At 72.4% G+C, this 21,995-nt stretch carries 22 protein-coding genes and 2 tRNA genes; 14 read left to right on the top strand and 10 right to left on the bottom strand.

Translation table 11 applies throughout. The features are described from left to right. Window positions 1–24 precede the first annotated feature (24 nt). Genes ACS3YM_RS12150 through ACS3YM_RS12170 form a run of 5 tightly spaced genes read left to right on the top strand, consistent with a single transcriptional unit; the run spans window position 25 to window position 4,999 of the window. Window positions 25–342 (top strand): rhodanese-like domain-containing protein, encoded by a 318-nt coding sequence (locus ACS3YM_RS12150; protein WP_439936693.1) that lies wholly within the window; start codon window positions 25–27, stop codon window positions 340–342. Next, window positions 342–1,715, top strand: coding sequence for a rhodanese-like domain-containing protein (locus tag ACS3YM_RS12155; protein ID WP_439936694.1), 1,374 nt, complete (start codon window positions 342–344; stop codon window positions 1,713–1,715). The genes ACS3YM_RS12150 and ACS3YM_RS12155 overlap by 1 nt, the downstream gene beginning before the upstream one ends. Next, a complete protein-coding gene (locus tag ACS3YM_RS12160; RefSeq protein ID WP_439936695.1) occupies window positions 1,712–2,536 on the top strand; it encodes a TSUP family transporter in 825 nt (274 codons plus the stop codon). The genes ACS3YM_RS12155 and ACS3YM_RS12160 overlap by 4 nt, the downstream gene beginning before the upstream one ends. 46 nt (window positions 2,537–2,582) lie before the next feature. After that, on the top strand, window positions 2,583–4,763 hold the full coding sequence (locus ACS3YM_RS12165; RefSeq protein ID WP_439936696.1) for an MMPL family transporter: 2,181 nt from the start codon (window positions 2,583–2,585) through the stop codon (window positions 4,761–4,763). A gap of 50 nt (window positions 4,764–4,813) precedes the next feature. Next, window positions 4,814–4,999, top strand: coding sequence for a hypothetical protein (locus ACS3YM_RS12170; RefSeq protein ID WP_439936697.1), 186 nt, complete (start codon window positions 4,814–4,816; stop codon window positions 4,997–4,999). Between the two features lie 23 nt (window positions 5,000–5,022). Here the strand turns inward: ACS3YM_RS12170 and ACS3YM_RS12175 are convergent, their stop codons facing one another. Next, window positions 5,023–5,928 (bottom strand): universal stress protein, encoded by a 906-nt coding sequence (locus ACS3YM_RS12175; RefSeq protein ID WP_439936698.1) that lies wholly within the window; start codon window positions 5,926–5,928, stop codon window positions 5,023–5,025. Window positions 5,929–6,076: 148 nt separating this feature from the next. Between ACS3YM_RS12175 and ACS3YM_RS12180 the strand changes: the two genes are divergently transcribed. From ACS3YM_RS12180 to ACS3YM_RS12190, 3 genes are all read left to right on the top strand, one after another. Beyond that, window positions 6,077–7,141 carry an NAD(P)-dependent alcohol dehydrogenase gene (locus ACS3YM_RS12180; RefSeq protein WP_439936699.1) on the top strand — a complete coding sequence of 355 codons (1,065 nt, stop codon included), beginning with the start codon at window positions 6,077–6,079 and terminating at the stop codon, window positions 7,139–7,141. An 80-nt stretch (window positions 7,142–7,221) separates the two neighbouring features. Further along, window positions 7,222–8,760 (top strand): phytoene desaturase family protein, encoded by a 1,539-nt coding sequence (locus tag ACS3YM_RS12185; RefSeq protein WP_439939880.1) that lies wholly within the window; start codon window positions 7,222–7,224, stop codon window positions 8,758–8,760. Window positions 8,761–8,827: 67 nt separating this feature from the next. Next, window positions 8,828–8,900, top strand: a tRNA-Lys gene (locus tag ACS3YM_RS12190). Window positions 8,901–9,022: 122 nt separating this feature from the next. Here the strand turns inward: ACS3YM_RS12190 and ACS3YM_RS12195 are convergent. From ACS3YM_RS12195 to ACS3YM_RS12215, 5 genes are all read right to left on the bottom strand, one after another. Next, window positions 9,023–9,166: a GPGG-motif small membrane protein gene (locus tag ACS3YM_RS12195; protein WP_439936700.1), complete on the bottom strand. Its 144-nt coding sequence runs from the start codon at window positions 9,164–9,166 to the stop codon at window positions 9,023–9,025. A gap of 84 nt (window positions 9,167–9,250) precedes the next feature. Continuing rightward, entirely contained in the window at window positions 9,251–11,236 is a 1,986-nt protein-coding gene (locus ACS3YM_RS12200; RefSeq protein WP_439936701.1) for an NAD(P)-binding domain-containing protein, read from the bottom strand. A 15-nt stretch (window positions 11,237–11,251) separates the two neighbouring features. Beyond that, window positions 11,252–13,666 carry a penicillin acylase family protein gene (locus tag ACS3YM_RS12205; protein WP_439936702.1) on the bottom strand — a complete coding sequence of 805 codons (2,415 nt, stop codon included), beginning with the start codon at window positions 13,664–13,666 and terminating at the stop codon, window positions 11,252–11,254. Between the two features lie 61 nt (window positions 13,667–13,727). Next, window positions 13,728–14,048 (bottom strand): GroES family chaperonin, encoded by a 321-nt coding sequence (locus ACS3YM_RS12210; RefSeq protein WP_439936703.1) that lies wholly within the window; start codon window positions 14,046–14,048, stop codon window positions 13,728–13,730. A gap of 8 nt (window positions 14,049–14,056) precedes the next feature. Continuing rightward, the gene (locus ACS3YM_RS12215) at window positions 14,057–14,305 is read right to left on the bottom strand and encodes a DUF3618 domain-containing protein (protein ID WP_439936704.1); all 249 of its coding nucleotides are present in this window, start codon (window positions 14,303–14,305) and stop codon (window positions 14,057–14,059) included. A 76-nt stretch (window positions 14,306–14,381) separates the two neighbouring features. Between ACS3YM_RS12215 and ACS3YM_RS12220 the strand changes: the two genes are divergently transcribed. The 4 genes from ACS3YM_RS12220 (at window position 14,382) to ACS3YM_RS12235 (ending at window position 16,901) form a co-directional block, all read left to right on the top strand. After that, complete coding sequence (locus ACS3YM_RS12220) at window positions 14,382–15,458, top strand: HoxN/HupN/NixA family nickel/cobalt transporter (protein ID WP_439936705.1); 1,077 nt, start codon at window positions 14,382–14,384, stop codon at window positions 15,456–15,458. Continuing rightward, window positions 15,455–15,925, top strand: coding sequence for a thioredoxin-dependent thiol peroxidase (bcp, locus tag ACS3YM_RS12225; protein ID WP_439936706.1), 471 nt, complete (start codon window positions 15,455–15,457; stop codon window positions 15,923–15,925). Before ACS3YM_RS12220 ends, bcp begins: the two co-directional genes overlap by 4 nt. Window positions 15,926–15,932: 7 nt before the next feature. Continuing rightward, window positions 15,933–16,008, top strand: a tRNA-Leu gene (locus ACS3YM_RS12230). 17 nt (window positions 16,009–16,025) lie between these two features. Then, window positions 16,026–16,901 (top strand): bile acid:sodium symporter family protein, encoded by an 876-nt coding sequence (locus tag ACS3YM_RS12235; RefSeq protein ID WP_439936707.1) that lies wholly within the window; start codon window positions 16,026–16,028, stop codon window positions 16,899–16,901. On the opposite strand, the gene rdgB is transcribed toward ACS3YM_RS12235, so the two are convergent. Together rdgB and rph are read right to left on the bottom strand one after the other, a co-directional pair. Further along, window positions 16,890–17,525, bottom strand: a complete 636-nt coding sequence (gene rdgB / locus ACS3YM_RS12240; RefSeq protein WP_439936708.1) for an RdgB/HAM1 family non-canonical purine NTP pyrophosphatase — start codon at window positions 17,523–17,525, stop codon at window positions 16,890–16,892. The two genes, ACS3YM_RS12235 and rdgB, sit on opposite strands and share 12 nt — an antisense overlap. After that, window positions 17,522–18,262: a ribonuclease PH gene (gene rph / locus ACS3YM_RS12245; RefSeq protein WP_439936709.1), complete on the bottom strand. Its 741-nt coding sequence runs from the start codon at window positions 18,260–18,262 to the stop codon at window positions 17,522–17,524. The genes rdgB and rph overlap by 4 nt, the downstream gene beginning before the upstream one ends. 235 nt (window positions 18,263–18,497) lie before the next feature. On the opposite strand from rph, the gene ACS3YM_RS12250 reads away from it, so the two are divergent. Both ACS3YM_RS12250 and ACS3YM_RS12255 read left to right on the top strand, forming a co-directional pair. Further along, a complete protein-coding gene (locus ACS3YM_RS12250; protein WP_439936710.1) occupies window positions 18,498–19,661 on the top strand; it encodes a sensor histidine kinase in 1,164 nt (387 codons plus the stop codon). Further along, a complete protein-coding gene (locus ACS3YM_RS12255; RefSeq protein WP_439939881.1) occupies window positions 19,658–20,308 on the top strand; it encodes a response regulator in 651 nt (216 codons plus the stop codon). Before ACS3YM_RS12250 ends, ACS3YM_RS12255 begins: the two co-directional genes overlap by 4 nt. A gap of 18 nt (window positions 20,309–20,326) precedes the next feature. Here ACS3YM_RS12255 and ACS3YM_RS12260 read toward each other — a convergent pair whose 3' ends face one another. Together ACS3YM_RS12260 and murI are read right to left on the bottom strand one after the other, a co-directional pair. Next, window positions 20,327–21,097, bottom strand: coding sequence for an MBL fold metallo-hydrolase (locus ACS3YM_RS12260; RefSeq protein ID WP_439936711.1), 771 nt, complete (start codon window positions 21,095–21,097; stop codon window positions 20,327–20,329). Continuing rightward, entirely contained in the window at window positions 21,094–21,906 is an 813-nt protein-coding gene (murI, locus tag ACS3YM_RS12265; protein ID WP_439939882.1) for a glutamate racemase, read from the bottom strand. The genes ACS3YM_RS12260 and murI overlap by 4 nt, the downstream gene beginning before the upstream one ends. Window positions 21,907–21,995 lie beyond the last annotated feature (89 nt).

Below are 21,995 nucleotides of genomic sequence, written 5' to 3' on the forward strand. Positions count from 1 at the left end.
AGCCACGACGACGAGAGGCATCGCATGTCGCACCAGACCCCCGAGATCTCACTCGAGGACTACGCAGCCGAGCGCGAGGACGGGATCACCATCGACGTCCGCGAGCGCGCGGAGTACGCCCAGGCACACGTGCCCGGCGCCGTCCTCCTCCCCATGGGCCAGCTGGCCTCCCGCCTCGACGAGGTCGACCGGTCCGCACGCATCCACGTGATCTGCGCCTCCGGCAACCGCTCGAAGGCCATGACGGACCTGCTCGTGGCCCAGGGCTTCGACGCGGCGTCCGTGATCGGCGGCACCCGCGCCTGGATCGAGTCCGGCCGCGCCGTGGGGGTGGGTCTGTGATGACCGATCTCACCGTCATCCCGATCGAGACCCCCACGCTCGGCGACCGCAGCTATGTCGTGCACGACGGCGAGGTCGCCTTCGTGGTCGACCCGCAGCGCGACATCGACCGCGTCCTCGCCCTCCTCGAGGAGCACGGCGTGCGGCTGACCCACGTCTTCGAGACCCACATCCACAACGACTACCTCACCGGTGGCCTCGCCCTCGCGGAGCGCACCGGTGCCCAGTACCTCGTCAATGGCGAGGACGACGTGTCCTTCTCCCGCACCCCCCTGGGGGACGGACAGGTCGTCGAGGTGGGTGGACGGATGCGCGTCACCGCGCTGGCAACCCCCGGCCACACGTTCACCCACCTCTCCTACGCGCTGACCGACGCCGGCAGCGGGGAGCAGGTCGCGGTCTTCACCGGCGGCTCCCTGCTCTACGGCGCCACCGGCCGGCCCGACCTGCTGGGTGCCGAGCACACCCACGACCTCGTGCACCACCAGCACGCCTCGGCCCACCGGCTGGCCGAGCTGCTGCCGGACGACGCCGAGGTGTTCCCGACGCACGGCTTCGGCTCCTTCTGCTCCGCCACCCAGTCCGACGCGACGTCGTCGACGATCGGTCGCGAGAAGCAGTCCAACCCGGTGCTCACGCAGGACGAGCAGACCTACGTCGACGAGCTCCTCGCCGGGCTCGGCCCCTGGCCGGCCTACTACGCCCACATGGCGCCGGGCAACGCCGACGGACCGTCCGAGCCCGACCTGTCGCTCCCTGCGGTCGCCGACGCCGCCGAGCTGCGGCGGCGCATCGAGGCCGGCGAGTGGGTGGTCGACCTGCGCAGCCGTACGGCGTTCGCCGCCGGCCACGCACCCGGGACGCTCAACTTCGGGCTCGACGGCGGCTTCGCGACCTACCTCGGCTGGCTCATCACGTGGGGCACGCCGATCACGCTGCTCGGCGAGACCGCCGAGGACGTCACCGAGGCGCAGCGCGAGCTGGTGCGGATCGGCATCGACCGCCCGGCCGCCCACGCCACCGGCAAGCCGGAGGACTGGAGCGACCGCGAGCTGCGGTCGTTCCCGACCGCGACCTTCGCCGAGCTGGCCCAGGTGCGCCACCACCGTGAGGTGGTCGTCCTGGACGTGCGCCGTGCCGACGAGCACGACGCGGCCCGCATCGACGGCGCGGTCAACATCCCGCTGCACGACCTCTGGGGCCACCTCGCCGACGTCCCGCCGGGCGAGGTCTGGGTGCACTGCGCCGGTGGCTACCGCGCCTCCGTGGCCGCCTCGATGCTCGACTCGGTGGGTCGCCAGATCGTCGCCATCGACGACTCGTTCGACAACGCCGAGCAGGTCGGCCTGCACCTGGTGGGGCCTGAGGCGTGACCCTCGCCCTCGCCGTCGTCGCCGGCGCGCTCATCGGGCTCAGCCTGGGCGCGCTCGGCGGCGGCGGCTCCATCCTGGCCGTCCCGGTCCTGGTCTACGCCCTCGGGCAGAGCCCGGCCCAGGCCACCACCGGATCCCTGGTGGTCGTGGGAGTCACCTCACTGGTCGGCGCCGTCGCGGCGCACCGCGCCGGCAACGTCCTCCTCGCCCGCGGGGCCACCTTCGGGCTCGTCGCCACGGGAGGCGCCGTCGCCGGCGCGCGGGCCTCCACCGCGGTCCCCGAGCCCGTCCTGCTCGGCTCCTTCGCGGCGCTCATGCTCGGCGTCGGCCTCATCATGGCCGTGCGGCAGTGGCGCGGACGACGGACGGATCCTGCGCAACGTCGCTCGCTGGCCGGGTTCGACGACCCGATCATCACCTTCAGCCCGACTTTCGCCTGCCAGTGCCCGCGCGCCCTCAAGGTGCTCGTCACGGCCACCGCCGTGGGCCTGCTCACCGGCTTCCTCGGGGTCGGCGGCGGCTTCCTCGTCGTGCCGGCGCTCCTGCTCGCCCTCACCCTCCCGATCGAGTACGCCGCCGGCACCTCGCTCGTCGTCATCACCATCACCAGCACGGTGGCCCTCCTCGCCCGCGCCGGGAGCGGAGTCGCCCCGGACTGGTGGCCCGTCATCGCGCTCACCGCGGCCGCCGCCGCGGCCGCCGTCGTCGGCGCCCGCATCGCCGACCGCGCCGACACCCGTCGACTCTCCGCCGCCTTCACCGGTCTGGTGCTGGCAGTGGCGGCGTACACCGCCGCCCAGGCGCTCCCCGCGCTCGCCTGAGCGCTGCTCACCCCTCCCCCGCACCACCGACAGGAAGATCTCTGCCATGACGTCGACGGCCACCCGCCGCCACGCTGCCCCGTCCCCCGACCCCACCGACCCCGACGGTCTCGGCTACCGCCCCGGCCCGCTCGGCCGGCTCGGCGTGTGGGTCACCCACCACCGCAAGGCCACCGCACTGGTGTGGATCCTGCTCGTCGTCGGCCTCGGCGCCTTCGCCCCGAAGGTCGAGGCCAACCTGTCCGGCGCCGGCTGGCAGGCCGACGGCTCGGAGTCCGTCGCCGTGCGCGAGCTCGCGACCGAGAGCTTCGGCGGCAACGCCAGCTCGGCCATCCAGGTCGTCGTGCACAGCACCGACGGCCCCGTCACCAAGGGCGCCGGCGCGGACGTCCTCGACGAGGTCACCACGATCCTCGAGGACGAGCCCCGCATCGCCGACGTCATCGCGCCCCAGCCCGGGGCCACCCTGAGCCAGGACGGCGAGACGGCCGTCGTCCTCGCCGGCGCCGGTGCGGACCCCAACGAGATGGTGCGCGTCGCCGACGACCTGAAGGGCGAGCTCGAGGCCCTCTCCGGCGACGGCGTGGAGGTCAACCCGACCGGCGCCTCCCTGCTCTGGTCGGACTTCAACGAGGCCAACCTCGACGCGATGCTCACGTCGGAGATGATGTCGTGGCCCGTCACGCTCGGCATCCTCGTGCTGGCCTTCGGCGCCCTCGTGGCCGCCGGCCTGCCGCTCATCCTCACCCTCGCGGGCCTCGTGGCATCGGCGGGCTCCCTCGTGCTGATCAACGAGCTCGTCCCGGTCTCCATCTGGGCGATGAACTTCGCGATGATGTTCGCCCTTGCGCTCGGCATCGACTACGCGCTGTTCCTCGTCGTGCGGTTCCGCGCCGCCCGGATGGGCCACCACGAGACGCCTCGTCAGGCGATCGCCGAGACCATGGACACCGCCGGCAAGGCAGTCCTGCTCTCCGGCGCCACCGTGCTGGTCTCCCTCTCGGCCGTGATGCTCGTGCCCTCACCGGCCTTCCGGTCCATGGCCGGCGGCATCATGCTCGCCGTCGTCTTCGTCCTGGGCGCGACCCTCACGCTGCTCCCCCTGGTGCTGTTCAAGCTCGACGGCCGCATCAACAAGGGTGCGTTGAAGTGGGTCCACACCGGCGAGCACCGCTCACCGAAGTTCGCCGCCTGGGGTGAGCGCCTCTGGAAGCGCCCCGTCGCCTTCGGCCTGGCCTCCCTCGTCGTGCTGCTCGCGCTGGCCGCTCCCGTCATGGGGCTCAAGACCGCCATGCCCTCCATCCAGGTGCTGCCGGAGGAGGCCAGTGCCCGGGTGGGCTACGACCAGGTCAAGGACGCCTTCGGCGACGGAGCCCCCGGCACCCTCCAGGTCGTCGCGGACGCCGCTGACGCCAAGGACACCGCGAACGTCCTCGCAGGCGACCCCGGCATCGCCGGCGCCATGCCCGCCCAGCCCGCGTCCGACGACAGCGACCTCGTCCTCATCCAGGCCGTGCCCACCGTCGACCCCTCCGACCCGGAGCTGGGCACCACCGTCGACCGCCTGCGCGCCGACCTCCCCGGCTCCGCCATCGTCGGCGGCGCCGCCGTGGAGAACCTCGACCTCAAGGCCCAGCTCGACGACTCCACCCCGCTCGTCATCGGCGTCGTCCTGGCGCTCGGGTTCCTGCTCCTGCTCATCGCCCTGCAGGCCCCGCTGATCTCCCTGCTCGGCACCCTGGCCAGCCTGCTGTCCACGGCCGCAGCCTTCGGCGTCGCCCGCCTGGTGTTCCAGGACGGCATCGGCGCGGACCTCATGGGCTTCGAGCACCAGGGCTTCCTCGACGCCTGGGCACCGGTCTTCTTCTTCGCGATGATCTTCGCCATCGCGATGGACTACACCGTCTTCCTGCTCGCCTCGGCCAAGGAGCACTACGAGAAGTCCGGCGATCCCCGGGAGGCCATGGTCGGCTCGCTGGCCCACTCGGGTCGCGTGATCTTCGCGGCCGGTGCGGTCATGGTGGCGGTGTTCTTCACCTTCGCCCTCTCCGGCCCCCTGCCGCCCAAGGAGATGGGCATCGTGCTCGGCGTCGCGGTCCTCCTCGACGCGTTCCTCGTCCGGCTGGTGCTGCTGCCCGTGATGCTGCGCCTCACGGGCAAGGCCGCATGGTGGAGCCCGCGCTGGCTCACCCGCGTGCTGCCGAAGATCACGTTCTCGCACGGCTGACCCACTACCTCACGACCTACCACCCACCCCACCACAGAAGGAGATCCACCATGTGTCGAGCAGTACGCTGCAGGACCTGCGGCAAGACCACCTGGGCCGGCTGCGGCCAGCACGTCGGACAGGTCAAGGCCGGTGTCCCCGCCAACGACTGGTGCAACGGCCAGCACACCGCTGCCGAGAAGCAGGCCGGCGGCGCCGGCGGCGGGTTCCTCTCCCGCCTCTTCAACCGGGGCTGAGCCCACCCGGGGCCGCTGACGTCTCAGGCGTGGTACGCCACCCGGTGCGGGTGCGGGCTGGCGAGCAGCACCGGGCAGGTCGCCTCGCGCAGCACCCCCCGCGCCACCGGTCCGATGTGCGAGCCCACCGGGACGAGCGGGTCGTGCCGCCCGATCACCAGCAGCTCGGCGCCCTCGGAGGCCTCGAGGATCGCCTCGACCGCGCGACCCGGGTGCACCTGGACGTCCGCGTCCAGGGCGACCGACTCGTCGCCCAGCTTGTCGAGGGCGGCGCGCACCTCGGCCCGGGAGTGGTCGCTCCACCGTCGCTGCTCGCCGGCGTCGAGGACGAACCCCTCGTGCGAGGGGAGTGCCCACGAGTGCACGATGCGCAGCGCGGCTCCCCGGGCGCGGGCCTCGGCAACCGCCGTGGCGAGCACCTCCGAGGAGCGGTCGGGCACGTCGACGCCCGCGACCACGACCGGTGCCCCGACCGGGCGCGACCAGCCGCTGGGCACGGCCACCACCGGGGCCCGCAGGTGCGCGGCGACCCCGCCGGCGACGGTCCGGTTCACGATCCGGGAGAGCCGGGACAGGTGCCGGTGCTCGAGCACGACCATCCGTGCCGAGCGGCCGGCCTCGACCAGCACCGGCACCGGCGCGCCACGCCGGAGCTCGTGGGTCACGGGCACGGCACCGTCGGTCAGGCCCTCGGCCTGCTCCACGGCGAGGTCGAGGGTCTCGCGTCCCCACTTCTCCACGTCGACGCTGGTGAGCAGCACGTTCTCCGGCCCGGGGGGCGAGACGTGGAGCGCATGCACGAGGTGCAGGCCGCACCCGGCGCGTTGCGCCTCGTCCACGGCGAACTCCAGGGCCGAGGAGATCTCCTCGGGCCCCACCCCGACGACGATCGGTCGTCCGTTGCCCACAGGTGCTGCGTGCTCGGTCATGGCGGCCTCCTCGATCCTTCCGGCACCTCCACTCTGCGCCCCTCAGCGGGGCCGACGAAGGGCCCTTGGGCCCCGCAGGTGGCGGCAAAGGACCCTGCTGGGGCACCCCTCCCGGGACGAGGATGGAGGGGAGCCTGAGGAGGTCGACATGCGCGCGTTGCGGTTGAACCAGTGGAAGAGCGAGCCCGTGCTCGAGGACGTACCCGTGCCCGAGCCCGGGCCCGGCGAGGTGCTGGTGCAGGTGGGGGCGGCGGGCGCGTGCCACTCCGACCTCCACCTCATGCACGAGTTCGAGCCCGGCACCCTGCCGTGGAACCCGCCGTTCACCCTCGGCCACGAGAACGCCGGCTGGGTGCACACCCTCGGCGAGGGCGTGACCGGGCTGTCCGTCGGCCAGGCCGTGGCCGTCGTGGGCGCGTGGGGCTGCGGCACGTGCGAGCGCTGCCTCGACGGCCTGGAGACCTACTGCGAGCGCCCCGACCTCGCGCCGGTGCCCGGCGGCGGGGGCGGCCTCGGTCTCGACGGCGGCATGGCCGAGTTCATGCTGGTGCCCTCGGCGCGCCACCTCGTGCCGATCCCCGACGGCCTCGAGGTCGTCGACGCCGCGCCGCTGACGGACGCCGCGCTGACGCCGTACCACGCCGTACGCCGCTCGCTGGGCAAGCTGGGCCCCGGGACCACGGCCGTGGTGATCGGGGTCGGCGGCCTCGGCCACCTCGGGCTGCAGGTCGTCAAGGCGGTCAGCGCGGCCCGGGTCGTCGCGGTCGACGGACGCGAGAGCGCCCGCGACCAGGCCTCCGTCCTCGGTGCCGACCTGGTGCTGGAGCCCGGGCCGGACACCGCGACCACGATCCGGGAGTTCTGTGGCGGCCGGGGTGCTGACGTGGTGCTGGACTTCGTCGGCTCCGACGAGACGCTGGCGACGGCGGCCGCGTGCGTACGGCAGCTGGGTGACGTCACGATCGTCGGCATCGCCGGTGGCACCCTGCCCGTCTCCTTCTTCGGCCTGCCCTACGAGGCCAGCGTCCAGACGACCTACTGGGGCAACCGCCGCGAGCTGGTGGAGGTGCTCGACCTCGCGAGCCGCGGCCTCCTCCACGCCGCGACGACGATCTATCCCCTCGAGGACGCTGTCTCCGCCTACCAGGACCTGGCCCACGGCGAGGTCACCGGCCGGGCGGTCATCGTGCCCAACGACACGTTCACGGGCTGACGTCGGAGCCGTCACCGGGCCCCGCCGCCGCGAGGGTCTAGTTTGGCCCGGTGACTTCCGGCAACAGCAGCTATGACGTCGTGGTGGTCGGCGGCGGCCACAACGCCCTGGTCTCCGCGGCCTACCTCGCGCGCGCCGGCCTCTCGGTCCTGGTGCTCGAGCGCCTGGCGCAGACCGGGGGCGCGGCCGTCTCCGTCGAGCCCTTCGCCGGCCAGCCGGCGCGGCTCTCGCGCTACTCCTACCTGGTCAGCCTGATGCCCGAGCAGCTGATGGCCGACCTGGGGCTCGACGTCCGCCTCGCGTCGCGCACCACCGCGTCGTACACCCCCTGGACGCGGGGCGAGCGCACCGGCGGCCTGCTCGTCGAGCGCCCGGAGGGCGACGCCACGCGCGAGTCGTTCCGCGCGCTGACCGGCGGCGACGAGGAGTACGCCGCGTGGCAGGAGTTCTACGCCGAGGTCGGGCGGATGGCCGAGGCCGTGGCGCCGACCCTCATGCAGCCGCTGCCCCTCGAGCGCGACATCAGGGGCCGCGTCGACGCGCGGATCTGGAACGACGTCGTCGAGCAGCCCCTCGGGCGGGCGATCACGTCCCGCTTCGCCGACGACACCGTGCGCGGCGTGGTCGCCACCGACGCCCTCATCGGCACGTTCGCCTCGATGGACGACCTGTCGCTGATCCAGAACCGCTGCTTCCTCTACCACCTCATCGGCAACGGGACCGGTGAGTGGCGCGTGCCCGTCGGCGGGATGGGCGCGGTCACCACCGCACTGGCCAAGGCTGCCGCCGACGCCGGGGCCGAGATCCTCACCGGGGCCGGCGTCAGCGCGATCACGCCCGGCGTGGACGGCGCCGAGGTGACCTGGCACGACGGGTCCGGGCAGCACTCCGTCACCGGCCGCCGCGTGCTGGCCGGGGTCGCGCCGTGGGTGCTGCGGATCCTCCTGGGCGAGGGCGACGACCCGGACCTCAAGCCCGCCGGCTCGCAGCTGAAGATCAACTTCCTGCTCGACCGGCTGCCGGCGTTGAAGTCGGGAGCCGACCCGGCGGTCGCCTTCGCCGGCACCCTGCACCTCGCCGAGGACTACACGCAGCTCGAGCAGGCGTACGCCGCCGCTGCCGCCGGTGCGGTGCCCGACCCGTTGCCGGGCGAGGTCTACTGCCACAGCCTCACGGATCCGTCGATCCTCGGCGACCGGGCGGGCTCGGCGCACACGCTCACCTACTTCGGGCTGCACACCCCGGCCGGGCTCTTCGACGCCGACCCGTCGGCCCGTGAGGTCGCGACCCAGCGCGCGCTCGCGTCCCTCGACGCGGTGCTCGCGGAGCCGATCGAGGACTGCCTCGCCAGGGACGCCGACGGCAAGCCGTGCATCGAGGCGAAGATCCCGCAGGACATCGAGAAGGACCTCGCCATGCCGGGCGGGCACATCTTCCACGGCGACCTCGAGTGGCCGTGGGCGCCCAACCGCGCACGCCTCGAGACGCCGGCCCAGCAGTGGGGCGTGCAGACCGAGCACGACGTCGTCCTGCTCTGCGGATCCGGTGCGCGACGCGGTGGCGCGGTCTCCGGCCTCGGCGGCCACAACGCGGCCCAGGCCGTGCTGGGCGAGCTCTGAGCAAGGGCCCGGCCTCGATTTCGCCTGCTGGTCGCGACGGGGTAATGTTCTACTCGCTTCACCGCCTGCGCCATTAGCTCAATTGGCAGAGCAGCTGACTCTTAATCAGCGGGTTCGGGGTTCGAGTCCCTGATGGCGTACAAGAAGCCGAAGAGCCGGTCCACCTGGACCGGCTCTTCGGCATTTCAGGGCACGCGGGAAATGGCCGAGAGCCGGTCCTCACGGACCGGCTCTCGGCGTCTGCAGATGTGGGAACAGCGTCTTACGTGAAGATGCTGACCCCACCCGGGCCGACCAGCAGGCCGACGATGATGAGGACGATGCCCCAGAGCATCTGACCCCTGATCAGCGAGAAGATGCCGGACACCACGAGGATGACGGCAAGGATCCACAGCAACAACGCCATGACATGCTCCCTTCGGTTGTCCCTCCAACCTAGCGACCGGGCTAGACCGCCGAAAGCCGCTCACACCCCTTCGGAGGGCGTGTCTCACCCCTCCTCGCGCAGCCGCGGCGGCGTGAACCCCTCGGGCTTGAAGCCGGTCTTGTCGGCGTAGAAGGCGCGCAGCACGTCCATGTCGGCCTTCACGTCCCCCGTCGGGTGGAACGTCGGTCCCCAGCCCACGGTGCGCGAGGGCGCGTCGAGGAAGGCCAGCGTGATGGGCAGGCCCGTCTGTCGCGCGATGCGGTAGAAGCCCGACTTCCAGTACTCCCCGCGCGAGCGCGTGCCCTCCGCCGCGATCCCGACCAGCCACGGGTCGTCGCCCTCGGCCTCGGCGAGCAGCACCTTGATCGTCGCGGCCGGGTTCCTCCGGTCGAGCTCGACGGCGCCGGTCCTGCGCAGCAGCCAGCCGAGCGGCCCGACGAAGAGCTCCTGCTTGACCAGCAGCCGGATCGTGATGCCGTACCTCCACGCCAGCAGCATCGTCAGCACCCAGTCCCAGTTGGAGGTGTGGGGCGCGCCGACCAGCACGCCGCGCTGGGGCACCTCCCCGACCGTCCTCCACCGGACCGCGCCCAGGAGCAGGCGCGCGAGGGTACGACGCACTCCCCCGCCGGCCTTCGCTGCCGGGACCGGCGCCACGGGCTCGACCAGCGGCCGGGCTGCGGCGGCGGCGCGGGCGCGTCCCTGCTTGCGCTCGCGCTCGAGGTCCCACAGGTAGTGGTCGAAGTCGACCTCCATCGTGTGCCGGGGTGAGGCGTAGAACTGCTTCTTGTCCCGCCGGTGCTCGGCCGCCATCTGCTGGCGGATCACCGCGGCGGACGGCGGGACGTAGCGGCCGGCGAGGGTCTCGGCGATCCACGCCGACTGCGCCTCGGCCAGCGGCATGACCGCGCCGATCGGCTGCAGCAGGCCGAGGAAGTAGAGCCCCGGCAGGTCGGGGTGGACCGCGCGCTTCCAGAGCGGGAGCTCGTTGGCCTCCACGGACACGAGCTCGGGCTTGAAGAACGGGAAGCTGACGCGGTAGCCGGTGGCCCACACGATGAGGTCCGCCGGCACGCTGGTGCCGTCGACGAACACCACCCGGTCGCCGTCGAGCCGCTCGATGGCGGGCTTCGCCGTGATCGCACCGGCCTCGAGCCGTTCACGGATCTTCTCGGACTGCACGGGGTGCGACTGGCCGGGCTTGTGGCTCGGCGCCGGCAGTCCGTACTTCGTCATGCTGCCCGCCGCGGCGGCGCCGATACGCAGCCGCGCGGCTGTCACCCACCACGGCAGCCAGCCCGGCAGTGCCACCTGGTCGCTCGGCCGACCGAGGAAGAACTTGCGCAGCACCCACTCAGTACGCCGCACCGACCACGTCGTGGTGCGCGCCCGGAAGGAGGACTCGACGGCGATGTCCATGGCCGAGTTGCCGGCCCCGACGACGACCACGTCCCGCCCCTCGAGCTGGTCGCCGGAGCGGTAGTCGTGGGCGTGGACCTGCTCGCCGTCGAAGGTCCCCGGGTAGGCCGGCTCGGGCCACCGGGCGTCCCAGTGGTGCCCGTTGGCGACCAGCACCGCGTCGTAGGTCCGGGTCTCGGTGCCGTCAGGACCGGTGATCCGCACGTCCCACCGGCCGTCCGCCGCGCGCGAGACGTCCTCGACGGTGGTGTCGAAGGTGATCGTGTGGCGGAACCCGAAGTGGTCGACGTACTGCTCGAAGTAGGCGCGGACCTGGTCGTGCCGGGCGTAGTCGGGGAAGTCCTCCGGCATCGGGAAGTCGGAGTACGCCATGCGCGGGCAGGAGGTGTTGATCTCGAGGGTGTCGTAGCAGGCGGACTGGCCGTTGGAGTTGTCGAAGACCCACGTCCCGCCGATGTCGCTGCCCTTCTCGAAGCAGTCGAACGGGACCCCGGCGAGGTAGAGCTGCTTGGCGGCCGCGATGCCCGAGGAGCCGGCGCCGATCACGCACGCGCGGGGCAGCGACTCGTCCACCGGCACCGGCGCGGTGACGGCGGGGGCGCGGTGGGACTGCTTGACGAGGTAGGCCATGGGCGAAGCCTAGGTTCACCGACCCCGCACGACGTACGACGCCACCTGCTGGCGGCGCACCTGTCGCGGGGTCCACGGGAAGCTCACCCACTGCGAGCGGGAGTAGAGCCGGGTCTGGTCTGCGTGCCACGGCGAGGTCGGGTCGTCGGCCTGGCCGTAGGTGAGGACCGTCCGGGCGCGCAGGCCGTGGTCGGTGAACGCGATGGCCTGGATGTGCGACGAGCCGTAGGTGATCGCGCGGTAGTACTCGCTGTTGCGCAGCGGGTCGCGGGAGGAGACCGCGTTGGCGTTGCCGAGGGCGTCGCCGGTGCCGCCGCTGATCGGCTGCGCTGGGGCACCGCGGTCGCCGGCCACCTGCAGCGACCCCCACGTGGCGTGCATCGCGGTGCCGCGGGTGCGGAAGAAGGCGATGGCGTCGCGCATCGCGGCGACGACCGCGGGGTCGGTCTCCTTCAGGTCGCGGGGCGTGGCGAGCGGCTGGGCCGGGTCGAAGGCGACGGCCCACGGGTCCTCGGGCAGGCGCTGCACGAACTCCTCGACGAGGTGGTAGCCGATCGACGACGTGGCGGAACGGCCGTCCCACCGGGCCAGGGCGTCACAGGCGTCGGCGCCGCCGGCGGCCTGGCAGACCTTGGCCAGGTCGTCGTTCTCGCGGACCAGGAGGCCGGCGTACACGCGGTTCTCGTACTCGTGCGCGGCCAGCGTCCGCGGCGACTCGAGGCGGCCCTTCCGTCCGTCCGCACCGGACAGGCGGTCCTGGACGTAGCGGTAGACCATGCGGGTGCGCGGCGTGCGCTCGCACTTCTCGCACCCGATGATCCGGGCGTAGCCCTCCAGCCGGACGTCGGGGTTGGGCAGCCAGTAGGAGTCGTTGGCGTTGGCGACCCAGTCGCGGCGGACGACGGCGGGCAGGTGCTGCGGCCCGAAGACGCCCGGGCGCTGCGCGTCGGCGTCGGTCCCCCACGCGCACGACGAGGCGGCGCGGGTGCCGTCCAGGCCGGGCAGGCCAGCCACCTCGAAGAGCACCCGGCCCACCGGCGTCATGCACTGCTGGGCGAGGTCGTCGGTGACGTGGGGCACCACGGAATGGTCGGCGTAGAGCACGTTGCCGTTGCGGTCGGCCGCCGTGGTGTTGACCCACGGCATGCCGCCGCCGGCGTCCTGCCGCCGGAGCAGGCTCCGCACGCCTCGCGCCTTGCCCATGTCGAGGAACGTGTCGATCGTGCGCAGGTGCTCGCCGTTGGCGTCGTGGATCGCCCAGAGCGAAGCCGGGCTCCACGGCATCAGCAACGCCGGGGCGTCGATGACGTAGCCCTGCGGCGTGCGGTAGAGGTCCTCGCTGACGGTGCCGAGCGTGCCGTCGGGCTGCTTGACGCGCACGTCGACGGTGCGGCGCTCGAGGGCTTGCGGACCGGACTCGGTGACGATCGTCGTCGGCCCGGCCGTGCGGTACTCGTAGGGAGTGAAGCGGTAGGCGGTGGAGACGGTGTGGCTCCACGCGACGCGCTTGTTCCACCCGATGTTGACCACCGGCGAGCCGACCAGGCTGGCTCCGGCGACGTCGTACTTCCCGGGGATGGTCAGGTGCTGCTGGGTGAAGCGGTAGCGGCCGCGCCACGGGAAGTGGGGGTTGCCGAGCAGCATCCCGCGCTTCGTGGTCGAGGCGTCGCCGCCGACGGCAGTGGCGTTGGAGCCGAAGGGGCTGGTGGGGTCCTTGCCGAGACCGCGCAGCAGCGCGTCGCGATCGACCGCCGATGCGAGCGGGAGCTCCGGCAGGCCGGGGTCGGTGGGCGAGGGCGGGTCGGCGTCGACGATCTCCTTGACGAAGACCCCGGACGAGGCGAGCAGGTTGGCGAGGTAGACGCCGTACCAGAGGTCCAGGGCCGTCGCCTTCGTGCGCACGAAGCCGGCGCCCTTGCAGGCCGGGTCCTTCACGCGGTGGGTGCGCAGGTACTTCGTCGCACCGGCCGCGTAGCCGCGGACCATCGCCCGCGCCTCCTTCCCCGGACCGGCCACGGGGTCGGCGAGGAGCTTCTCCACGACACGGCGGTTGCGCAGGTCGGTGACGAAGGCGTCGACCTGCAGGTTGGACGCGTCGAGCGTGACCTGGTCGTCGTACCGGCCGTCGGGTCCCAGCCAGCGCGAGCGCTCGCCCCGGGCGGTGACGAGGGTGTCGAGGAGGTTGCACGCCGTCGTCTCCGTGGCAGCGTAGCCCGCGCCGAAACCGAGGGAGCCCCAGTTCTTCGCAGTGATGTGTGGGATGCCGTGGCGGGTGCGCACGACGCTCGCCTCGTAGCCGCGGAACGCGGGTGCCGTGGCGGCTGCCCGGGGTTGAGCGGCCTGCGGCGCCGCGGCCGACCCGGCTCCCGTGGGCGGGACGAGGGCGAGGGCGACAGCGAGGGAGACCAGGGCCGTCAGGCGGGTGCGCATGACCGCTCAACGGCCCTACTGCTCAGTAGGTTATGGCTGGCCCAGGTTCCCGGGAGACGGCTCAGAGGTAGAGGCCGGTCGATCCGCCGTCGAGCCGCTCGGCGGCGACGGCGTGGACGTCGCGCTCGCGCATGACGACGTAGACCTCGCCCTGCACCTCGACCTCGGCCTTGTCCTCGGGGTCGAAGAGCACCCGGTCGCCGACCTCGACGGCGCGGGCGTGCGGGCCGACGGCGATCACGCGCGACCAGGCCAGGCGACGCGCGCCCATGGCCGCCGTCGCGGGGATCACGATGCCGCCGGTGGATCGGCGCTCGCCCGCCTCCTTGTCGACCTCGACGAGCACGCGGTCGTGCAGCATCTTGATCGGGACGGTGCTCATCGAGCTGCTCAGCGGGCGACCCTGCGCACGACGGCGAGGAGCACGACGACGCCGACGACGGCACCGGCGAGCTTGAGGATGTTGTCGGTGCGCGGGGCGCCGGTCTCGAGGTCGACGAAGTGGGACTTCGTGGTCGTCACCTGACGCCCGACGATGGTCTTGGGGTGGGCGCGGTGGGCGAGCTGGTCGATGGTCGACGCGAGGCGCTGGCGCGTCTCCTCGATCTCGCGCTCGAGCGCGCTCATGTCCTGGGTCACCGGGGCAGGCTATCAACGCGGGCAGGCGGCTCCGGGCGCGGACCTTGTTGCACATGACATGCAATAGCATCGAGGAGTGAACAACACGCTCCGAGCCTGGTCCAGGACCGACCGACGACACATGGCCGCCATGGCGGCCGTCGTCATCGCCCTCAACGCCGTGGGCTGGGGCGTGCTGGTCGCGGTCGTCGCGCCCCAGCGCTTCGAGGTCGGCACCGCCGGAGTCTTCGGCGTCGGTCTCGGCGTGGCTGCGTTCCTGCTCGGCGCGCGGCACGCCTTCGACGCCGACCACATCGCGGCGATCGACAACACGACCCGCAAGCTCGTCGGGGAAGGGTCCCCCGCGACCACGACCGGCTTCTGGTTCGGCCTGGGCCACTCCAGCGTCGTCTTCGGGCTCAGCCTCCTGCTCGCGATCGGCGTACGCGCCCTGGCCGACCCGGTCAAGGACGAGGGCTCGCTCCTCCAGGGCACGCTCGGCACCGTCGGCACGGTCACGGCCGGCACCTTCCTGATCGTCATCGGGCTGATGAACCTCAGTGCGCTGCTCGGCATCGTCCACGCCTACCGCCACCTGCGCGCCGGCACCTTCGACGAGGAGCACCTCGAGCACCACCTGCACAACCGCGGCTTCCTGGCCCGCATCTTCAAGCGCACCACCAAGCGCGTCACCCGGGCTCGCCACCTCTACCCGGTGGGACTGCTGATGGGCCTGGGCTTCGACACCGCGACGCAGATCGCGCTCCTCGTCCTGGCCGGCGGCACGGCGGCCTTCGCCCTGCCCTGGTACGCCGTGCTGACGCTGCCGGTTCTCTTCGCCGCGGGCATGGTCCTCTTCGACTCCCTCGACGGCGTGCTGATGAGCCGCGCCTACTCGTGGGCCTTCCTCAAGCCGATCCGCAAGATCTACTACAACTTCACCGTCACGATCCTGTCCGTCACCGTGGCCCTGTCCATCGGCCTGCTGCTGCTCGTGCAGCTCGCGTCGGAGTGGGTGCCCGGCCTCGGATGGGCGGGCGAGCTGGACCTCGAGCACGTCGGTTTCGGCCTCGTGGCATTGTTCGTCCTCGTCTGGGGCTCGAGCGTGGCGTGGTACCACCTCGCTCGGGTCGAGGACAGGTTCGAGGAGAAGCTCGAGAAGGGACTCGCATGACCGACCGACTCAGTGCCGGGGACACCGCACCTGACTTCACGCTCACCAGCGACACCGAGGAGCAGGTCAGCCTCGCGGACCTGCGGGGCAAGAAGGTGATCGTCTACTTCTACCCGGCCGCCATGACGCCCGGATGCACCAAGCAGGCCTGCGACTTCTCCGAGTCCCTCGACTCGCTGCGCGGGGCCGGCTACGAGGTGCTCGGCGTCTCCAAGGACAAGCCGGCCAAGCTCGCGAAGTTCCGCGAGCGCGACGCGCTGACCCTCACCCTCCTCTCCGACGAGGACCTCGCGGTCCACCGGGCCTACGGCGCCTACGGGACCAAGAAGCTCTACGGCAAGGAGGTCGAGGGCGTCATCCGCTCGACCTTCGTCGTCGACGAGGACGGCAAGGTCGAGCTCGCGCAGTACAACGTCAAGGCCACCGGCCACGTCGCCAAGCTGCGCCGGGACCTAGGGTTGGACTGACTGTCCAGCGCTCGTAGCCCAACGGCAGAGGCACCGCGTTTAGGTCGCGGCCAGTGAGAGTTCGAATCTCTCCGAGCGCACCAGCCACTAGGGTCCGCGCATGGACTCCGTGCTGACCACCGTCGGGCTGCCGCTCGCGCTCGCGATCATCATGTTCGGCCTCGGCCTCGACCTGACGACCGACGACTTCAGGCGGGTGGCGCGGGCTCCGAAGGCGGTGGCCGTCGCGCTGGCGTGCCAGGTCGTCCTCCTGCCGGTGATCTGCTTCGGGCTGGTCGTGCTCTTCGACCTGCCCGCCCTGCTGGGCATCGGCATGCTGCTGCTCGCGGCCTCGCCGGGCGGCACCACGGCGAGCCTCTTCAGCCACCTGTTCCGCGGCGACGTCGCGCTCAACATCACGCTCACCGCCATCAACACCGTCATCGCCGTCGTCACCCTGCCGCTCATCACCGGCTTCGCGATCGCGTGGTTCGACCGGCAGGACGACGTGTCGATGCCGTTGGTGGAGATCGTCAAGGTGTTCGCGCTGATCCTGCTGCCGGTGGGCCTCGGCATGCTGGTCAACCGCCGCGCACCCGCGTTCGCGCGGCGCATGGACAGGCCGGTGCGGATCGGTTCCGCGGTGATCCTGGCGGCCCTGGTGCTCGGCATCCTGCTCGACCAGCGGGAGGACGTGGGCGACTACCTCGCCGACGTGGGCCTCATCGCCGCCCTCTTCTGCGCGATCAGCCTTGCCGTGGGCTACTTCGTGCCGCAGGCCTTCGGGGTCACCGGACCGCAGGCCATCGCGTCCTCGATGGAGGTCGGCGTGCACAACGCCACCCTCGCGATCTTCGTCGCCGTCGAGGTCCTCGACGAGGTCGAGATCTCCGTGCCGGCGGCGGTCTACTCGCTCGTGATGTTCGCCTTCGCGGCCCTGTGGGGCAGGTGGGTCTCGCGCCGGGTGGCGGCCCGCGAGGGCGTGTCAGTCGGCTGAGCCGGCCAGGTCCGCGGCGACGTACGGCGCCAGCTCGCGCAGCGCACGCCCGCGGTGGGAGATGCGGTCCTTCTCCTCGGGCTCGAGCTCGGCCGACGTGAGACCCTCGGCGTCGTGCTCCTGCGCCACGAAGAGCACGTCGTAGCCGAAGCCCCCGCTCCCCCGCGGCTCGCGGATGATCCGGCCGTCCATCCGGCCCTCGACCACCCGCTCGCGCCCGTCGGGCTGCACCCAGGCGACGGCGCACGTGAAGTGCGCCCCGCGGCGCTCGTCGGGCACGTCGTGGAGCTGGTCGAGCAGGAGCTCGTTGTTGCGGGCGTCGCGCCCGCCCTCGACGGCCTTCGAGCTGCCCGACCACCGGGCCGAGAGCACCCCCGGCATCCCGTTGAGGGCGTCGACGCACAGCCCACTGTCGTCGGCGACCGACGGCAGGCCCGTCGCCGCGACCCCGGCCCGCGCCTTGAGCAGCGCGTTGCCCGCGAAGGTCGGCTCGTCCTCGACCGGCTCGACGTAGCCCTCGACGTCCCCGATCCCGAGGACGTGGATGTCCGGCACGTGCTCGGCGAGGATCCGCTCCATCTCGCGGATCTTCTTGGCGTTGGCCGAGGCGAGGAAGACCTTCACCGGGCGAGCGCCTCGTGCTGCAGACGGGTCAGGTCGGCGCACCCCTTCTCGGCGAGCGCGAGCAGCGCGTCGAGCTCGTCGCGGTCGAAGGCAGCCCCCTCGGCGGTGCCCTGCACCTCGACGAACTTGCCCTCGCCGGTCATCACGACGTTCATGTCGGTCTCGGCGCGCACGTCCTCGACGTAGGGCAGGTCGAGGCGCGGGACGCCGTCGATGATGCCGACGCTGACCGCGGCGACCGACCCGGTGAGCGGCTCGCCGGTCAGGGCGCCGTGGGCGCGCAGGTGCGCGACCGCGTCGGCCAGCGCGACGTACGCCCCGGTGATCGCCGCGGTGCGGGTGCCGCCGTCGGCCTGGAGGACGTCGCAGTCCAGGACGATCGTGTTCTCGCCGAGCGCCTCGTAGTCGATGACCGCGCGCAGCGAGCGGCCGATCAGCCGCGAGATCTCATGGGTACGACCGCCGATGCGGCCCTTGACCGACTCGCGGTCCGAGCGGGTGTTGGTGGAGGCCGGCAGCATCGCGTACTCGGCGGTGACCCATCCCAGACCCGACCCCTTGCGCCAGCGCGGGACGCCCTCGGACGCCGATGCGGCACACAGCACCTTGGTGCCGCCGAACTCGATCAGCACCGAGCCGGCAGCGTGGTCGAGCCAGTTGCGGGTGATGGTGATCGGGCGGAGCTGGTCGTCGGCGCGGCCGTCTTCGCGAGGAGTGGCGAGGGGTGCTGAGGTCATGGGGAGACCCTAGAGGGAGCGAGATGGCTGAGCCGGGTCCGGTCACCCCCGTGAGTCACCGGACCCGGCTGCGAGGCCCCTACCCCAGCGGGACCGGTTGCGCGGCCCCACTCCGCGCGGCTCCCTCCCACGCGGTGGTGGGACAAGCGTGCGTCGCGCCGCCTGCTCACGCATCGGCCATCGGGCGCTGTCACGTCCGACCAAAGTAGGAAATCGGGTCGTTACGCTGGGGCCCGTGGAGACCCGCCCCACCCTGTCCGAGACCCAGCCCGAGCTGACCTGGGTCTCCCACGCATGGCGCTACGCGCTGTGCCTGGTGATCTCCGGGGCCGTGTGGCAGTCGATCGCCGTCATCGAGTGGCGCTCGCACCCGTGGCTCTTCGTCGCCGAGGTCGTGCTCGGTGTCGCCGCCTACGTCCTGGTCTTCTTCCGGCGCCGCGCGCCCGTGGGCATCGCCCTGGCGATCGCTGCGATGAGCGCGCTGTCCGGGATCGCCGCGGGCCCGGCCACGCTGGCCGCGGTCTCGGTCGCCACCCGCCGCGTCACCTGGGAGGTCTGGGTCGTCGGCGTGGCCAACTTCGCGGCCGCCCAGACCTACACGACCATCGCGCCCTTCGTGGACAACGACCCGGTCATCACGACGGCGATCAACCTCGGGGTCAACGCGGGGATGATGGGTTGGGGCCTCTACATCGGCTCGCGCCGCGAGATCATGTGGAGCCTGCGCAACCGCGCCGAGCGCGCCGAGAGCGAGCAGGGCCTCCGGGTCGCGCAGGCCCGGTCGACCGAGCGGGCCAGGATCGCGCGCGAGATGCACGACGTGCTGGCGCACCGGATCACGCAGGTCTCCATGCAGGCCGGCGCCCTGGCGTTCCGCGAGGACCTCGACGGCGACCGGCTGCGCGAGGGGCTCGGGCAGATCCAGGGCCAGGCCAACGACGCCCTCCACGAGCTGCGTGGCGTCCTCGGCGTGCTCCGCGAGGACGACGCGGGCCCGGTCGCGGCGCGCCCGCAGCCGACGTACGACGACATCGACGCGCTCGTCGACGAGGCCCGCACCCTCGGGCTCGGCATCGACTGGGCCGACGAGGTGGACGCCGCGACCCCCGTGCCGCCGGCGACGGGCCGCACCGTCTACCGGATCGTCCAGGAGGGCATCACCAACGTGCGCAAGCACGCTCCGGGTGCCGCCGTCCAGATCCGCTCCACCGGCGACCCGCAGGCCGGCATCACGGTGCGGCTGGCCAACGCCCTCGGCCACCTGCCCACCGGCGCGCCCGGCGCGGGTCTCGGCCTGGTCGGCCTGCGTGAGCGCGCGGAGCTGCGCGGCGGCCGGCTGGACCAGCGCACCGACGGATCGACGTTCGTCCTGGAGGCCTGGCTGCCGTGGACAGCATGATCCGGGTCGTGCTCGTCGACGACGACCCCCTCGTCCGCTCGGCGCTCTCGCTGATGCTCGGCGGCCAGTCGGACATCGAGGTGGTCGGCGAGGCCGGCAACGGGGAGGCCGGCCTCGCGCTCGTCACCGACCTCGAGCCCGACGTCGTGCTGATGGACATCCGGATGCCCGTGATGGACGGTCTCGAGGCCACCCGGGCCCTGCACCAGCGTCCCGCCCCGCCGGCCGTCGTGGTGCTCACGACCTTCGACGCCGACGACCACGTCGTGCGCGCGATCGCCGCCGGTGCCGACGGCTTCCTGCTCAAGGACACCCCGCCCGGGGACATCGTCGGCGCGATCCGCACCGTCGCGGCTGGCGACGCGATGCTGTCTCCCTCGGCGACCCGCAGCCTCGTCTCGCGCCTGCGCAGCACGGCCACCACCGACCGCACCTCCACCGCTGCCGACCGGCTGGCCGTCCTCACCGAGCGCGAGCTCGAGGTCGCGATCTGCGTGGGCCGCGGGCTCAGCAACTCCGAGATCGCCTCCGAGCTCTACCTCTCCATCCCGACCGTGAAGTCGCACGTGTCGCGCCTGCTGACCAAGCTCGACAGCACCAATCGCGTGCAGGTCGCCATGGTCGTGCACGACGCCGGGCTGGTCTGACCCCCTCCCCGGTCCGACTCAGACGTCGTACGTCGCCCCGGCGCGGGCCAGGTCGATCGGTCCTGACCACTCGCGGCGGGCCTCGGCCTCGGCCACGGCAGGGTCGTACCACGGCGGGATGTGCGTGAGCACCAGCCGCTCGACGCCCGCCTTCGAGGCCGTACGCCCGCAGTCGGCGCCGGTCATGTGCAGGTCGGGCGGGTTGTCCGCGCCGCTGACGAAGGACGCCTCGGCCAGGAGCAGGTGGGCGTCGGCGGCGGCCTCGTCGAGCGCAGGGCAGGCGGCGGTGTCGCCGGAGTAGACGAGGGTGCGTCCCCCGGCGGTGACCTTCAACGCGTAGGCGGCGACCGGGTGGACGACCTCGTGGGCCTCGACCCGGAACGGGCCGAGCTCGACCGGCGAGCCGTGCTCCCCGCCGGCGTAGTCGTGGAAGGCGAACTCCTCGGTCATCCCGGGGTCCGCGGGCAGGTCGTAGGCGCGCGCCATCCGCGCGGCGGCACCGGCTGGGCCCCACACCGGGATCCGCGGCTGCGGGCCGGTGGGGTGGTACTTGCGCATCACGTAGTAGCCGCAGAGGTCGAGGCAGTGGTCGGCGTGCAGGTGGCTCACGAAGACCGCGTCGATGGTGAGCGGGTCGGCGTAGCGGTGGAGCTGGCCGAGCGCGCCGTTGCCGAGGTCGAGCAGGATGCGCCAGGTGCGACCCTCGTGCTCCTCCTCGAGCAGGTAGCAGCTCGCCGCGGACCCGGGGCCGGGGTAGGAGCCCGAGCAGCCGACGATCGTGAGCCTCATCGCCGGCCTCCGGCGAACTGGCTGGCTCCCAGCAGCTCCGAGCCGAGGAAGCGGCGGCCGATGGTCGCGAAGTCCTCCGGGCTGCCAGTGGTGGAGAAGGTGTAGGCGGCCTCGCCGCCCTCGCGCATCAGCCCGGTGCGCGCCAGCATCTTGTAGACGTCCTTCGCGCACTCCTCCGCCGAGCTGACCAGCGTGACCTCGTCGCCCATGACGTAGGAGATGACGCCGGTGAGCAGGGGGTAGTGCGTGCACCCGAGGATGAGGGTGTCGACGCCCGCGGCGGCCAGCGGGTCGAGGTAGTCGTGGGCCGCGGCGAGCAGCTCGTCACCGCCGGTGACCCCTTGCTCCACGAAGTCGACGAAGCTCGGGCAGGCCTGGATGTGCAGGTCCAGGTGGGGCGCGGCGGCGAACGCGTCGTCGTACGCCATCGAGCTCGCGGTGGCGCGGGTGCAGATGACGCCGACCTGCCGGTTGCGGGTGGCCGCCGCAGCGCGTCGGGCGGCCGGGAGGATCACCTCCACGACGGGCACGTCGTAGCGCTCGCGGGCGTCGCGCAGCATGGCGGCGCTGGCGGAGTTGCAGGCGATGACCAACGCCTTGACGCCCTGCTCGTAGAGGTGGTCGAGACACTCGAGGGCGTACTCGCGAACCTCGCCGATCGGCTTCTGCCCGTAGGGCTGGCGGGCGGTGTCGCCGAGGTAGACCACCGACTCGTGGGGCAGCTGGTCGATCACCGACCGTGCGACCGTCAGGCCGCCGAACCCGGAGTCGAAGATGCCGATCGGGGCGTCGGCGTTCTCGCGCTGCATCGGGGTCGGCACATGCAGCAGGCTAGGCGTTGGGGCCGTCACCGGTCACGCCCCCGCGTGCGTCGGCCCCGTCACACCGGCCCCGGCGG

The sequence above is a fragment of the Nocardioides sp. N13(2025) genome (genome assembly GCF_051912545.1).
GTDB lineage: Bacteria > Actinomycetota > Actinomycetes > Propionibacteriales > Nocardioidaceae > Nocardioides.

Coding starts and splice junctions, on each gene's coding strand:
- ACS3YM_RS12150 (WP_439936693.1), top strand. CDS start 25: ATGTCGCACCAGACCCCCGAGATCTCACTCGAGGACTACGCAGCCGAG.
- ACS3YM_RS12155 (WP_439936694.1), top strand. CDS start 342: ATGACCGATCTCACCGTCATCCCGATCGAGACCCCCACGCTCGGCGAC.
- ACS3YM_RS12165 (WP_439936696.1), top strand. CDS start 2,583: ATGACGTCGACGGCCACCCGCCGCCACGCTGCCCCGTCCCCCGACCCC.
- ACS3YM_RS12170 (WP_439936697.1), top strand. CDS start 4,814: ATGTGTCGAGCAGTACGCTGCAGGACCTGCGGCAAGACCACCTGGGCC.
- ACS3YM_RS12175 (WP_439936698.1), bottom strand. CDS start 5,928: ATGACCGAGCACGCAGCACCTGTGGGCAACGGACGACCGATCGTCGTC.
- ACS3YM_RS12180 (WP_439936699.1), top strand. CDS start 6,077: ATGCGCGCGTTGCGGTTGAACCAGTGGAAGAGCGAGCCCGTGCTCGAG.
- ACS3YM_RS12195 (WP_439936700.1), bottom strand. CDS start 9,166: ATGGCGTTGTTGCTGTGGATCCTTGCCGTCATCCTCGTGGTGTCCGGC.
- ACS3YM_RS12200 (WP_439936701.1), bottom strand. CDS start 11,236: ATGGCCTACCTCGTCAAGCAGTCCCACCGCGCCCCCGCCGTCACCGCG.
- ACS3YM_RS12205 (WP_439936702.1), bottom strand. CDS start 13,666: ATGCGCACCCGCCTGACGGCCCTGGTCTCCCTCGCTGTCGCCCTCGCC.
- ACS3YM_RS12210 (WP_439936703.1), bottom strand. CDS start 14,048: ATGAGCACCGTCCCGATCAAGATGCTGCACGACCGCGTGCTCGTCGAG.
- bcp (WP_439936706.1), top strand. CDS start 15,455: ATGACCGACCGACTCAGTGCCGGGGACACCGCACCTGACTTCACGCTC.
- ACS3YM_RS12235 (WP_439936707.1), top strand. CDS start 16,026: ATGGACTCCGTGCTGACCACCGTCGGGCTGCCGCTCGCGCTCGCGATC.
- rph (WP_439936709.1), bottom strand. CDS start 18,262: ATGACCTCAGCACCCCTCGCCACTCCTCGCGAAGACGGCCGCGCCGAC.
- ACS3YM_RS12255 (WP_439939881.1), top strand. CDS start 19,658: ATGATCCGGGTCGTGCTCGTCGACGACGACCCCCTCGTCCGCTCGGCG.
- ACS3YM_RS12260 (WP_439936711.1), bottom strand. CDS start 21,097: ATGAGGCTCACGATCGTCGGCTGCTCGGGCTCCTACCCCGGCCCCGGG.
- murI (WP_439939882.1), bottom strand. CDS start 21,906: ATGCAGCGCGAGAACGCCGACGCCCCGATCGGCATCTTCGACTCCGGG.